Genomic DNA, 13172 nt, shown 5'->3' with positions numbered 1-13172 from the left:
AAAAGCTCTCCCACAACTCCACCCCCGATCACATTCGAACATCTGTCTGAATCATTTCATGACTACGGACAGTGAGCAATGCTTATCGGCAAGGAAATAGATAAAGAGGTAGGAGGCTTATCGGACGCATTTCGCCTAAGCGTTAAATGCCTGAATTACGCCACGCGGAATCGAGTTCGGGGCATCCTCGATCAGCGCGATTGCCTCGAATGCGTTCACTCGCCACGTGCGCGCGGGGAGGCGACTGAGCGCGGCCGCGTGAACGCGTCAGGCTTGCGGCGGAGAGTCGCGTCAGGGTGTGGTCGGGGAGGGGTTTCCATTGAGGGGGGATCCGCCGACTGGCAGGTCTCGATTCGGCGCCCGCTCTTCCGGGCCCGCCCCTACTCCTTCACCGACCTGGAGAGATCGGGCCGCGCTCGGCCTCCGGTCGGCGACGGAGCGGCCGTGTGCATGATCACGTACGGAGTTCGACCAGGTCACATGGCAAGATTCCGAATCTGCGCATGATCACGGGCCGGGTTTGCGCACGTCGGCGGCCCCTTCGCCGAACCTGTGCATGATCACGAACAGGTCTGAAGGGGCCGGTCGACTACTTGGGTGTCAGGGGCGGCCGAGGGCGCGGTAGTGCCAACCGGCGGAGCGCCAGGTCTCGGCGTCGAGGGCGTTGCGGCCGTCGACGATGTTCCGCGTGGCGACGACGGTGCCGAGCTTCTCGGGATCGAGGTCGACGAACTCCTGCCATTCGGTGAGCAGCAGCATGACGTCGGCTCCCCGGGCGGCGTCCAGAGCCGAGTCGGCGTATCCGAGGTCCGGATGTGCGCGCCGCGCGTTGTCCAGCGCGACCGGGTCGTAGATGGTGACCGTGCCGCCCTCCTGGCCGATGGTGACGGCCACGTCGAGCGCGGGCGAATCGCGGATGTCGTCGGAGTTGGGCTTGAAGGCCGCTCCGAGCACGCCGACCGTGCAGTTCGCGAACGAGCCGCCGACCAGTCCGCGGGCGAGGTCCACCATGCGGGCGCGGCGGCGCATGTTGATGGCGTCCACTTCGCGGAGGAACGTCAGCGCCTGGTCGGCCCCGAGTTCGCCCGCGCGGGCCATGAACGCCCGGATGTCCTTGGGCAGGCAGCCGCCGCCGAAGCCGAGGCCGGGGTTGAGGAACCTGCCGCCGATGCGGTCGTCGAAGGACAGCGCGAGCGACAACTGCTTGACGTCCGCGTGGGCGACCTCGCACACCTCGGCCATGGCGTTGATGAAGGAGATCTTGGTGGCGAGGAAGGCGTTGGCGGCCGACTTGACCAGCTCGGCGGTGGGGAAGTCCATCACCACGACGGGAACCTCGCCCAGCGGCGCGTACACGTCCCGCAACACCTTCTCGGCGCGCTCGGAGGTGACCCCCAGCACGATCCGATCCGGGTGCAGGGTGTCCTTCACGGCGAAGCCCTCGCGGAGGAACTCCGGGTTCCAGGCCAGTTCCGCCTGAGCGCCGGCCGGCGACAGCCGTACCAGCTTCTCGGCGAGGCGCTCAGCGGTGCCGACGGGAACCGTCGACTTGCCGACGACGAGGCACTCGCGATCGAGGTGCGGCGCGAGGGACTCGACGACGGCGTCCAGATAGGAGACGTCCGCGGCGTACTCGCCCTTCTTCTGGGGAGTGCCCACACAGATGAAGTGGACGTCACCGAAGGCGGCGGCCTCCTCATAGGAGGTCGTGAAGCGCAGTCGTCCCGACTCCAGGTTGCGCCGGAGGAGATCCTCTAGGCCGGGTTCGTGGATCGGGAGCTCGCCGCGCTCCAGCATGTCGATCTTGCTCTGATCGACGTCGAGACCGAGGACCTCAAAACCGAGTTCGGCCATGCATGCCGCATGTGTGGCACCCAAATATCCGGTGCCAAGCACGGTGAGACGGTAAGGCACGGCATGCTCCCCTCTTACCCAATCTTTGTGATCTGGCATCGTACTGAGGCCGTCAACTGCCCCAGGCATCGGGTGGGCAAACTGGTTCTTGCCCCAACCGTAGGGGGTGTCGACGATCAAGGAGTTGTCACCCCCCGCCAGGAGAGTCGGTGTTCTGACGGCCCTCCGGGACGACGCGGCGCGCAGAGCCGTACTGGTTAGTAACCTTCTGTTCGGGCGGCCTAGTATCGCGCTATGAGCTTCCCTCTCTACGCGCCCGCCGAGGAGCACGAGATGCTCCGCGAGACGGTTCGGGCTCTCGCCGACGAAAAGATCGCCCCCCGTGCCGCCGCCGCGGACGAGAACGAGGAGTTCCCCTGGGAGGTCTACAAGGACCTCGTCGCGGCGGACCTGCACGCCGTCCACATCCCCGAGGAGTACGGCGGGGCCGGCGCCGACGCGCTCGCCACCGTCATCGTGATCGAGGAGGTCGCCCGCGCGTGCGCGTCGTCCTCGCTCATCCCGGCGGTCAACAAGCTGGGGACGGTCCCGCTGCTGCTGTCGGCTTCGGAGGAGATCAAGCAGCGGTACCTGACGCCCGTCGCCGGGGGCGACGCGATGTTCTCCTACGCGCTGAGCGAGGCCGAGGCCGGGTCCGACGCGGCCTCGATGAAGACCCGTGCGGTCAAGGACGGCGACCACTACGTGCTCAACGGCACCAAGATGTGGATCACCAACGCGGGGGTCTCGGAGTACTACACCGTCATGGCGGTGACCGACCCGTCGGCCGGCGCCCGGGGGATCTCCGCCTTCGTCGTCGAGAAGAGCGACGAAGGGGTCGGCTTCGGCCCCAAGGAGAAGAAGCTCGGCATCAAGGGGTCGCCGACCCGCCAGGTCATCCTCGAGAACGTTCGCATCCCCGAGTCGCGGATGGTCGGTGAGCCCGGCACCGGCTTCAAGACCGCGCTGGCCACGCTCGACCACACCCGTGTCACTATCGCCGCGCAGGCGCTCGGCATCGCACAGGGCGCACTGGACTTCGCCATCGGCTACGTGAAGGAGCGCAAGCAGTTCGGCAAGGCGATCGCCGAGTTCCAGGGCCTGCAGTTCATGATCGCGGACATGGCGATGAAGCTGGAGGCCGCCCGTCAGCTCACCTACGCCGCGGCCGCGAAGTCGGAGCTCGCCATGCACGGGACGCGTGTCAAGGATCTGACGTTCTTCTCGAGCGCGGCCAAGACCGCCGCGTCCGACGCCGCGATGGAGATCACCACCGACGCCGTCCAGCTTCTCGGCGGGTACGGTTACACCCGCGATTTCCCGGTCGAGCGCATGATGCGCGACGCGAAGATCACCCAGATCTACGAGGGAACCAACCAGATCCAGCGCATGGTCATGGCCCGCCAGCTGCTGAAGTAGCTCCTGACATGCGAAAACCCCGCCTTCCATGGTTGGTGAGCGGGGTTCGCTGTGTCCGAGGTGCGGCTCTAAAGGATCACTGTTCCGTCCCTGTTCCGTGAGAACACTGCGAGAGGATGGAACATGGCTCTTTCGTAGCTCGCTGAAAGATCGCCATCATGCAGGGTGTCGTACGGAAGTGAACGAACGGCCGTAGCTCTCACTGCCTCCGGCAATCTACGCTTTCCGGATCGATTCGGTAGCCCGGTGGAACCTCTGTATAAGGTCCCGAGCATGACACGCTGGGGCGTCGCAGTCCTTGTCCTCGTTGGTCTTGCGGCTGTGATCGGTCTTGCCGGAGCAGGGGCTTGGGCGATATCTGGGGGTATCTACGGTTGTACTCCCCGGGATGATCGGTTCGCCTCCACGCTTGAGTCCTTACCCATCCTTGATGTTCATCCACTAAATGCGCGGCCCGTAGAGGAGCGCTACTCGGGTTGCGACAGCGATGACGGGTTTGCGTATGCGGGGCAGCCCTATCGAGGGGTCGAGTCTCGGGAAGGGTTGCAGTCGTTCTACGCGAAAGCGGCCAAGGTGGATGGCTGGACACCGGAGATCGATCCAACGGGCCCGCCCAGGGGACAGGGCGAGCAGTGCTTCACGAAGACGATTGACGGGACCACAGCGCATCTCCACCTGTGGTATCCGGCTGACCTTGAGGCCACAGGGGAGCGAGATCAGTACGGCATCGAGATCACCGCTAGCCATGATGGCGGTGCGTGGTGCTGATCACTAGTGTCGCTCGGTTTCTCTCCTGATCAGCCCTGTCGCGCGGCTGCGTCGTGAGAGACGACACGCGGACGGAACATGCGGATGTCAATTGCCCCCCGTGCACGCTCGTGAGAGCCGGGCATCATGTGGGCGTACACCCGAAGCGTGAAGCCAGGGTCGGCGTGGCCGAGGTAGTCGGCGAGTTCTTTGACGGAGACGCCTGGTTGCGCAGGGCCATCCCGCCAGCCGACGACCCTGGCAAGCCGAGCAGACCCCCGCCCGGCCCGCCGGCGTCAGAACGTGCGTCAAGGTCCGCTTGACGTGGCGGACCGGGCGGCGGCCCGCTCCCCGGAGGGCGGGTCGGCGGCAGACGGGATGGCAGCCAGGTCTGCGGGTTGGGTTCGCATCCCCTCCCGCCTTATCAACGGCACGGGTGTTGCGAGCGTCAGTGGCCATCGGTAATGGCCCAGGGCGTGGCCTGTGCTGCTGTTCGTTGCCGTGACTGCCATCTGTCGTTCATGCCTGCGTAGCCGTGTTAATCAGCCTGCTCCCTAACATCTGCGACGTGCGCCGCTGGCCTCCCGCGGCCCTCTCGGGCTCGGACTGCTGCCATCCCTCGGTGCTCGATTAGCCTCCGACGACTGATAGGCCACGGGAATGTCCGAAGAACGAAAGCAGACTCGAATCTCGCGCCGCAACGCGCTCGGCGTGTTCGGGGCGACAGCCTCTGGTGTCGCGGCCGGGCCGATGCTGCTCGGTGCACGTGCCGCCGAGGCCGAGGCGTACCCGGCCTCGTCGGCGGTACGAAGCCTCAGGAACGGCTCGGGCTCCACGCCGGTCCAGGGCCTGCACCTCCAGTTCGGTGGCGACCCGCGCAGCCAGATGGTGGTCTCGTGGATCACCGATGAGGAGGTGAAGAACCCGCGGGTCGTCTACGGCACGCTCAACGGAGGCTTCGGGTCCACGGCGTCCGCGGTCACGAAGTCCTACACCGACGGACACTCGGGCAAGACCGTCTGGGCGCACCACGCGCTGCTGAGCAAGCTCAAGTCCGACACCGACTACCTCTACGCCGCCCAGCACGACGGCGCGACGCCGGACGCGGGCACGTTCCACACAGCGCCGTCGGGTCGAGCGCCGTTCACGTTCACCAGCTTCGGCGACCAGGGTTCGCCGACGGTGACGTGGAAGAACGGTTCGAACCCGGTCGACGCCTCGGGCCGCGACTTCGAGCCCAACGCCACTCCGGCCGCCGGTGACATCGTCACGGGCGTGGAGAAGGTCGGTCCGCTGTTCCACCTGCTCAACGGCGACCTGTGCTACGCGAACAGCGGCCCCGACCGGGTTCGCACATGGAACCACTACCTGACCAACAACAGCCGCTCGGCGCGGTTCCGTCCGTGGATGCCGTGCGCCGGCAACCACGAGATCGAGGCCGGCAACGGCGTGCTCGGCTTCGACGCGTTCCAGACCTACTTCGAGCTGCCCTCGACCGAGACCGACCCCGAGCTGGACAACCTCTGGTATGCCTTCACGGTGGGCGCGGTCCGGGTCATCGCCCTGCAGAACGACGAGATCGCGCTGCAGGAGGGTGGCGACATCTACAACCGCGGCTACTCCGGCGGTCGTCAGCTCGCCTGGCTGGAGAAGGAGCTCAAGGCGGCTCGTGCCTCCAAGGACATCGACTGGATCGTTGTCTGCATGCACCAGGTGATGATCAGCTCCGCGACCGCGGCGAACGGCCCCGACCTGGCGCTGCGTGCGGCGTACGGCCCGCTGTTCGACAAGTACGGCGTCGACCTGGTCGTGTGCGGCCACGAGCACGACTACGAGCGCTCGCTGGCCGTCCGTGGTGTCGTGCCGGGCAGCGCAACCCTCACGCCCAACCCGAGCCAGAGCGCCACCGACGTCGTCGAGAGCGAGTTCGGTACCACGCACATGATCCTCGGCGGCGGCGGCGTCTCCGGCGTCACCAACACCAGCTTCACGATGGACGACTTCGACGGCCACGGCCACCACTCGGCGTACGTCCAGACGGAGCACGTCGGCAAGTTCAACTCGGTCAAGGAGCAGGAGGCCGCGGTCTGGATCGGTGTCCGCGACGACATGCACCCCTACGGCTTCGCCGAGTTCGCCGTCGACCCGGGCCGCCACCCGGGCGACATGACCCGGATCTATGTCACCTATTACAACGTGATCACCCCGACAGGTGAGCTGAAGGTGTTCGAGCAGTTCACGCTGCAGCGCCGGCGCAGCGACGGCGGCAACCACCACCACTAACCCCTTCGCCAGCAGCCTCAATCGTCGGACCCCCAGGGGCCGGGACCACGTCCCGGCCCCTGCTCGACAGTCGAAGAGATCGCAGCTGACGCCCTCGTCCGGGGTGGCAGGTTCGGCGAACCGCCGGTGCGGCGTTGAACACCAGTTGGCGGCTAGCGGCGGGCTGCGTGCTGATCGAGTCGCGCAAGAAGCGGGTGACCAACTGGGTGACAATCGGGACGGACACCAGCGGACGAGCGGGGACCGTGGTGGACGGTTCCGGCAGTTCAATCCCTATGAGGTGCCAGGCCAGAGGGCTGCGTTGGTTGCCTGATAAGGAAGCGGTCTGCACATGGCCGGCCCCCCTGCGCTACGTGATGGGTCGACAGCAGACGGGAGATCAGGGCAGGCGTAGTGTGTCGGCCGGTCGCCCTTTTGTATCCGCCCGAACCCTTTGTCTGGATGGAGCAACGTGCGTGTTGCTGGACTTGCTTGTCGGGGCGCTCGTGCAGCTCATTCCGCCCCATCGTGGGCTGCAGCGCTGGATGTACCGGCATCCGATGCTCTCCAGCGCGGGCCTTGGCAGTATTCCCTTCGTCGGGTTCAGCGTTGCCGCATGGGTGGATGGGGAGTGGCCCATCCCGTGGATGCTTACTGGTGGTTTAGGTCTCTTCTTCGCTGTCTCCGCGCGATTGCTGATCGCGATGAATGTTTACGTGGCGAAGCGTCAGGCGAGGCACCAGTCGGGGCATGTGCCCCTCGATGAGAAGCGCCGGATGAGCGTGAACGCGGAGCCTTACCGGGCTAAGCATGGCCCGGACAGGCGACGGCTCTCCCCCGAAGAGCCGCTACCCCGATTGTTCGAGTCGCCCGGTGTGCCAAGGCGTCCCGAGGGAGACGGCTAAGGCGAACCCGGGGCCAGACAGAGGCTGTACAGCAACCCGTACAGCAACGCCGTCTCACACGACCACACGCCACCGGCCGGTAACTCCCTCTTCAGCAGGGCGAGGAGCCCTCTACGTCGTGACTGGCTCCCGTTTGCAAGCAGGAAGTCAGACGTACGAGCCCGCAGGGAACGCCGCCGCGAGCTACCGGACTCGAACTCACCCCAGGAACAGGGGAGCGGTTTACGAGATCGAGAAGAGCAGCCCTATGACCAATTGAGCGCCGAATGCGAAGACGAGGCCCTGGAGACCACCGATCCGCCCGGTCGCGGGCCTGCGGTCCTCAAGCCCCCACCACAACGGCCGGGGCTCGAACACCAGGTAGAAACAGGCGCCGAACTGGCCGAGCGTGAACAGCCACAACCACGCCCACCGATTGCCCAGGCGGTGCCGATCGGTGCCGAGCATGACAAGCAGCGTGACGAACCAGGCGATCGGCACGAGCGGGCCCGCTCCGATGTCGGACATCTTGAACGGCCATACGGCCATCAGCCAGCGGCCGTCGTCCTCGCCGGACTTCCGCCGTTCCGCGATCACCTTGATGGGACTGGAAAGGCGTCCCTGCAGCTCACGCCAGGTCTCGGGGACTTGGGTGTGATGCCAGGCAAGCGGCCCGGTCGACCAGCGCAGATCCAGCATTGGCTCCGACGTCGACCAGTCGGTCCGGTAGGCGAGGTAGGTGATCTGTCCGGCGTCCCACCGTGCGTGAAAATCCTCGGCGGAACGTTCCCGAGGCAAGGCGCTGAGAACGGCGACCAAGCTGCCCCAGAGTAGAACGGCGAGCAGGATGACCCGCACCACAACGGCCGCGATTCTGACCTCTGTCCGGAGAACCGGCACTCCCTTAAGCTGGTGCATTCTGGTCCCCGAACCTGCGATTTGATACCCCCTTATGGGCGATCCGAGAAGATCCTCCCGCACGAATCTGGGAACACGCAATCGGTGGACCGGGCCGTGGCCGTCAGGATCCGAGAGGAGTGAGGTGGCCCGCGTCGTATGCGCGTCGCCGTAAGCGCTCGGCTACCGGTCCCCATGGCGTTTCAGCACGTCAAGGACGGTAGGAGAGCTCAGTAGGCAGGGCTCTGTAAAACCGTCGGCAGTTCGGCGTGCAACAGGGGTAGTTCGCTGGCGTACCTGCGAGGCGGAGCGCCGGGCATACGCCGCGTACGCATACGCTTCTGCCGCGAATCGTCCGCCTCCAGGCCGACAGAGGGGCGCGCCTGCTGGCGCTTTCCAAGAGCGGGATAATCGCGCTCATGGCAGACGTCGTTGGTGACTTCACCGTGTCGATCACCAGGCCGAGCTTTCGTGCACTCCTCATCACTTGCACTCTGCGGCAGCAGGAGATCGACGTGTATGCCGAGGCACTTCCTGATAGCACCGATGCCGACTGGTCGATCGTTCTCAACGGCACGCTGTACTGGACTCGGCCGGCGACGACGGCTCTTACCGAACCCGAGAAGCAGGCGCTGAGGGCTGTGCTGGCGAAGAGAGCCGAGACGGAGGGCCTACGCATTCGGTGGGATTAGGAGTCGCGGGTGACCATGCCGAGGTGACAGCAGCGCTGACAGCAACATCCCCAGACGAGGGCACATTCCGGCTACCGCCCACACCCATCTGACCACGGTTTTCTCTATCTGAGCAGGGTGATTGGTCCGCCTGAAAAGCGGAAGGTCGGCAGTTCGAACCTGCCCCTGACCACAGCACCTGAACAGCCAGAACGGAAGATCACGACCGGGGCGTTTTTGATCTCTCTTGACGGCAATGTCACGTCAAGGCCGCATGCTAGGGGATCTTCGGTCGCGTACGAGAAGCCGGGCGGTTGGACGCTGCCGCAAACCAATCTGCGGCGTAGTTGAGCGTGTCCGTCCCCAAGGTCAGCCGGGGTCGATACCGACCGACCGCAGGTTAAAGATCAAGTTAGTCTTCGAGGTTCTGGCCGCGTGTTCCTGCTGTCGGGCTGCTGTTCCGTTGGTTGTCGGCGTTCCAGCTGGCCAGGAGGCGGATCGCGTCGGCTTCGGGGGTGCCGGGTTGGGGGGCGTAGACGGTGAGTATCTGGCTGGAGGCGGCGTCGATGCGGAGGGTCTCGTAGGGCAGTGTGACCTCGCCGATGAGTGGGTGCCGGAAGGTCTTGGTGCCGGTTCGGTGGATTCGTACGTCGTTGGTTGCCCAGCGGGTGCGGAATTCTGTGCTGCGGGTGGCGAGTTGTCCGATCAGTTCGGTCAGGTCGGGGTCATGGGGGTGGTGGCCGGCCTCGATGCGCAGCATCGCCACGATGTCGGCTGTGATCCGGTCCCACTCGGGGTACAGGTTCCGGGCCCTGGGCTCGTCGAGGAACAGGAAGAGGGCGCTGTTCGTCCGTCCGGGCATGTCGTAGACGGGTGCGAGGAGTGCGCGCCCCAGTGTGTTGGTCGCGAGGATGTCGAATCGGCCGTTGAAGACCACTGCGGGTAGGTGGTCCATCGAGTCGAGCAGCACCCGGATTCCGGGGGTGACCAGGTCCTTCGCCGTGCCGCGGCTCCGCTTGCGGGCCGCGGGGGTCAGAGCGGCGAGCAGCCGGCCGAGGTGAGCGCGTTCGTCGTCGTCCAGACGCAGGACGTCAGCGACGGCGTCGACGACTCCGGCGGAGGGCCCGGTTGCCTGGCCGCGTTCGAGCCGCACGTAGTACTCCGGGCTGACCCCGGCGAGCAACGCGACCTCCTCCCGGCGCAGGCCCTTGACCCGACGGCGGGTGCCCTGCGGAGGAAGGCCGGCGTCGGTTGGGGTGACCCGGGCGCGGCGGGTGGTGAGGAACTCGCGGACCGCCGCCCGCGCGGCCTCCTTCTCGTCCATGAGATCAAGGGTAGGCCCGGCCCGCGCCCGGAAGGGGTCCCTGTGAGTACCCCTTTTCGCAGTGTCTGTCGGGATGTGGTGAACCCGATGTTGGCTGGGTGTCGGCGAGATCGAGATCGGCGCCCGGATGCCGGGGACGCCGTCCTTCGCCGCTCCCTCTGATGCACCTTCCTTCGACAGTCTCGACGAGAAATGAGTTCTTGATGCAGCACGCCATGCTGGGGAGCCTGCGGGTTTCCCGGATCGGTCTGGGTGCTATGTCCATGGCCGGCACTCTCCTGTCCGGCGGCGGCCTGGACGACGCTGAATCCATCCGCGCTATCCATCGCGCGCTCGACCTCGGCGTCACCCACGTCGACACCGCTGAAAGCTACGGACCGTTTCACAGCGAGGAAATCGTCGGTCAGGCGCTGGAGGGTCGGCGCGACCAGGTCGTCCTCACCACGAAGTTCGGCATCTTGTCCCATGCCGGGGATGGAACTGGCCCGTTCGACAGCAGTCCGGCCAACATCCGCACCGCCGTCGAGGGCTCCCTGAAGCGTCTGCGTACCGACCGGATCGACCTCTACTACCAGCACCGGGTCGACCGGAACACCCCCATCGAGGAGACCATCGGCACCGTGGCCGAGCTGGTCGCCGAGGGCAAGGTCTTGCACATCGGCCTGTCCGAGGCCTCGCCAGACACGATCCGCCGCGCCCACACTGTGCACCCGATTGCCGCGTTGCAGACCGAGTACTCCCTGTGGACCCGCGACGTCGAGACCGAGTTGCTGCCCCTGCTACGCGAGCTGGGCATTGGCCTCGTCCCCTATGCGCCGCTCGGGCACGGGTTCCTGACCGGCCAGATCCGCACGCCGGAAGAGATTCCCGACGGCGACTGGCGCAAGACCAATCCGCGCTTTATCGGCGAGGCCTTCTACCAGAACCTGCAGCTTGTGGAGGAAGTGCGGGACATCGCGGCCGCCGACGGCGTCATCCTGACCGCCGACCAGTTGCAGCGGCTCGACACCCTCACGCCGGCCACCGGCGCCCGGCACGACGACTTCAACGAGTCCATGATCGACCGCTGAAACCAACAGCGACGAGTGTGCCGCCACCAGCCCGAACACCGGACCCCAACGGGGTTCTCGACGCACGAGAGCCTGCGCCTCAAAGGAGAAACGCCATGTCCGCAGATACATCACTGACCGAGCAGAACCGCGCGATCGTCGAAGCCATGTTCGCAGCGGCGAACAACGGCGACGTCGAGGGAGTCTTCTCCTACCTGTCCGAGGACGTCGCGGTCATCGAGCCGGTGTTCCTGCCCTTCGGGAAGGCTTACCACGGCAAGGACGAATTCCTCGGCCTCGCCCAGGTCTTGCCGAACTACCTCGACGTCTCCAAGATCACGGTGCATTACACCATCGCGGACGGCGACCGCGTCGCGGCGTGCGTCGGCATCACGGACGTCGCGACGGGAGAGCTGACCCGCTTCATCGAGCAATTCACCATCAAGGACGGCAAGATCGTCGAGAATCGGCTTTTCTACCACGAGGCCGGCACCTTGATCGACCAGCCCAAGGTCGTGTAACGCACACCCGGCCTCGCTGATCGTCCTCCACCGCTCCTCACCTGGTAGAGGAAACTCGCGGACCGCAGCCTCCTTGGCGTCCATCCGATCGGGGGGTAGGCCCGGCCCGCATCCCGTAAGGGGGCTTGTGCGAGTACCCCGATTGGCGGTGCCCGCCGGGATGTGGTGCTGTTTCGTCGGTTAGAAAGAAGACGTCGTGAACAACACTCTCATTCCGTTCATCCGTGAGTTCGCCAAGGCGCCAACCGTTGTCGCATCGGTGATACCGAGCGGCAAAGCTCTCGCCCGGCAGATAACATCACCGATTCCGTCAATGGGGCAACCGGTCGTCGTGGAACTTGGCTCCGGCACCGGTGCGTTCAGCCGGACGATTCAAGAGCGACTCGACGGGCGCGGGCGGCATATCGCCTTCGACGTCAATGAGCGTTTCACCGCCCTGTTGGCCGAACGCTTCGCCGGCCTCGACGCGGTCACGGCGGATGCCCGTGACGTCTCCACCATCCTCGCCGAGCGCGGCCTCGGTCAGGCCGATGCCATCATCAGCGGCCTGCCGTGGGCGTCGTTTCGGCACGATCGACAGCGTGAACTGCTCGACGCCGTCGTGGATGCCTTGTCACCACAGGGTGCATTCACGACCTTCGCCTATGTCCATGCCCGCCGGTCCATCCCGGCTCGCCGGTTCCGCCGGTCATTGGCGGATCGGTTCGAAGAAGTCGTACTCGGGCGGACCGTGTGGGCGAATCTGCCTCCGGCCCTGGTGTATCACTGCCGTCGTCCCCAGCCATGACAGCGGGACCACCGGACGGCCGGCGTACCAGGCCACGCCGTGCTGGCAGATCGATCCGGGAAGTCGCTCAGGCGTCCGCGCCGGCCGGTGTCGAGGACCTACCAGTTGACCAGGTGCGCGAGGTTGCATCGGGATCGGCACTGTTCACGGTGGCCACGGATGGCGCCCCGACGAGCGTCCTATTAAGTGATCTTGCTAACGCGGCTGCTAACAACACCCGTGGACGGGTCTGGACGATGCTGGACCGAATGACCTCATCAACACCGTCCGACCAGGGCCATTGAGATAACGGTGGACGCTTCTGGACGGTCGTGTCTTAACTCGTAATGAGGTGATCAGGGGCGAACTCTCGCAGTAGGAGTAGTTACAGGCTTGGCTTGATGTTCATGCCAGATTCGCTGGTGGGAAAACGGATCCGCTCATGATCAGCCTGATCATCTCGCTCTTCATGGCCAATCACACGCCTGAGCCGTAGGTGACGCCCGCTCTGGATCTGATCAAGGAAGTTCTGTGAGACGTCTCATGAGGTCAGGAAGAACCGCCCTTGCGCTGGCGGCGGTAACACTGTCTGCGACGTTGGCGATTCAGCCTGCTCCGGCGTCGGCCGGCGGAGGCCCAGATCTCGAGGTCATCCGAAGCCTGCACCTTCCGGAAGTTGGGATTCACCAGACGTCATACCTCGAGCCGGGAGGCTACTCGGTCTACTTTGGGGAATCGG

11 protein-coding genes are annotated in these 13172 nt (G+C 65.5%); 8 read left to right on the top strand and 3 right to left on the bottom strand.

Annotation, left to right across the window (positions count from 1 at the left end; translation table 11 throughout):
• Positions 1–600 precede the first annotated feature (600 nt).
• Positions 601–1953, bottom strand: coding sequence for a UDP-glucose dehydrogenase family protein (locus Psi02_RS30070; protein ID WP_275415295.1), 1353 nt, complete (start codon positions 1951–1953; stop codon positions 601–603).
• A gap of 195 nt (positions 1954–2148) precedes the next feature.
• Between Psi02_RS30070 and Psi02_RS30065 the strand changes: the two genes are divergently transcribed.
• The 4 genes from Psi02_RS30065 (at position 2149) to Psi02_RS30050 (ending at position 7226) form a co-directional block, all read left to right on the top strand.
• Positions 2149–3312 (top strand): acyl-CoA dehydrogenase family protein, encoded by a 1164-nt coding sequence (locus tag Psi02_RS30065; RefSeq protein WP_203979203.1) that lies wholly within the window; start codon positions 2149–2151, stop codon positions 3310–3312.
• 273 nt (positions 3313–3585) lie between these two features.
• Positions 3586–4080: a hypothetical protein gene (locus Psi02_RS30060; RefSeq protein WP_203979202.1), complete on the top strand. Its 495-nt coding sequence runs from the start codon at positions 3586–3588 to the stop codon at positions 4078–4080.
• A 639-nt stretch (positions 4081–4719) separates the two neighbouring features.
• On the top strand, positions 4720–6342 hold the full coding sequence (locus tag Psi02_RS30055; protein WP_203979201.1) for a purple acid phosphatase family protein: 1623 nt from the start codon (positions 4720–4722) through the stop codon (positions 6340–6342).
• A 455-nt stretch (positions 6343–6797) separates the two neighbouring features.
• The gene (locus Psi02_RS30050) at positions 6798–7226 is read left to right on the top strand and encodes a hypothetical protein (protein WP_203979200.1); all 429 of its coding nucleotides are present in this window, start codon (positions 6798–6800) and stop codon (positions 7224–7226) included.
• Positions 7227–7448: 222 nt separating this feature from the next.
• Here the strand turns inward: Psi02_RS30050 and Psi02_RS30045 are convergent, their stop codons facing one another.
• Positions 7449–8123: a hypothetical protein gene (locus Psi02_RS30045; protein ID WP_203979199.1), complete on the bottom strand. Its 675-nt coding sequence runs from the start codon at positions 8121–8123 to the stop codon at positions 7449–7451.
• Positions 8124–8521: 398 nt separating this feature from the next.
• Between Psi02_RS30045 and Psi02_RS30040 the strand changes: the two genes are divergently transcribed.
• Positions 8522–8794, top strand: coding sequence for a hypothetical protein (locus Psi02_RS30040; protein WP_203979198.1), 273 nt, complete (start codon positions 8522–8524; stop codon positions 8792–8794).
• Positions 8795–9185: 391 nt separating this feature from the next.
• Here Psi02_RS30040 and Psi02_RS30035 read toward each other — a convergent pair whose 3' ends face one another.
• Entirely contained in the window at positions 9186–10097 is a 912-nt protein-coding gene (locus Psi02_RS30035; protein ID WP_203979197.1) for a helix-turn-helix transcriptional regulator, read from the bottom strand.
• A gap of 203 nt (positions 10098–10300) precedes the next feature.
• On the opposite strand from Psi02_RS30035, the gene Psi02_RS30030 reads away from it, so the two are divergent.
• The 3 genes from Psi02_RS30030 to Psi02_RS30020 all read left to right on the top strand — a co-directional run bounded on the left by Psi02_RS30030 (position 10301) and on the right by Psi02_RS30020 (position 12454).
• Positions 10301–11167: an aldo/keto reductase gene (locus tag Psi02_RS30030; RefSeq protein ID WP_203979196.1), complete on the top strand. Its 867-nt coding sequence runs from the start codon at positions 10301–10303 to the stop codon at positions 11165–11167.
• A 95-nt stretch (positions 11168–11262) separates the two neighbouring features.
• Positions 11263–11667, top strand: coding sequence for a nuclear transport factor 2 family protein (locus Psi02_RS30025; protein WP_203979195.1), 405 nt, complete (start codon positions 11263–11265; stop codon positions 11665–11667).
• Positions 11668–11863: 196 nt separating this feature from the next.
• Complete coding sequence (locus tag Psi02_RS30020; protein WP_203979194.1) at positions 11864–12454, top strand: class I SAM-dependent methyltransferase; 591 nt, start codon at positions 11864–11866, stop codon at positions 12452–12454.
• Positions 12455–13172 lie beyond the last annotated feature (718 nt).

This window comes from Planotetraspora silvatica, assembly GCF_016863315.1.
Lineage (GTDB): Bacteria > Actinomycetota > Actinomycetes > Streptosporangiales > Streptosporangiaceae > Planotetraspora > Planotetraspora silvatica.
The sequence above is the reverse complement of the archived record's forward strand: the minus strand, read 5'-3'. Positions and strand labels throughout refer to the sequence as shown.

Excerpts from the sequence above, each read along its gene's own strand:
- Psi02_RS30030 (WP_203979196.1), top strand. The coding sequence starts at position 10,301 with ATGCAGCACGCCATGCTGGGGAGCCTGCGGGTTTCCCGGATCGGTCTG.
- Psi02_RS30040 (WP_203979198.1), top strand. The coding sequence starts at position 8,522 with ATGGCAGACGTCGTTGGTGACTTCACCGTGTCGATCACCAGGCCGAGC.
- Psi02_RS30035 (WP_203979197.1), bottom strand. The coding sequence starts at position 10,097 with ATGGACGAGAAGGAGGCCGCGCGGGCGGCGGTCCGCGAGTTCCTCACC.
- Psi02_RS30045 (WP_203979199.1), bottom strand. The coding sequence starts at position 8,123 with ATGCACCAGCTTAAGGGAGTGCCGGTTCTCCGGACAGAGGTCAGAATC.
- Psi02_RS30070 (WP_275415295.1), bottom strand. The coding sequence starts at position 1,953 with ATGCCAGATCACAAAGATTGGGTAAGAGGGGAGCATGCCGTGCCTTAC.
- Psi02_RS30065 (WP_203979203.1), top strand. The coding sequence starts at position 2,149 with ATGAGCTTCCCTCTCTACGCGCCCGCCGAGGAGCACGAGATGCTCCGC.
- Psi02_RS30055 (WP_203979201.1), top strand. The coding sequence starts at position 4,720 with ATGTCCGAAGAACGAAAGCAGACTCGAATCTCGCGCCGCAACGCGCTC.
- Psi02_RS30025 (WP_203979195.1), top strand. The coding sequence starts at position 11,263 with ATGTCCGCAGATACATCACTGACCGAGCAGAACCGCGCGATCGTCGAA.
- Psi02_RS30060 (WP_203979202.1), top strand. The coding sequence starts at position 3,586 with ATGACACGCTGGGGCGTCGCAGTCCTTGTCCTCGTTGGTCTTGCGGCT.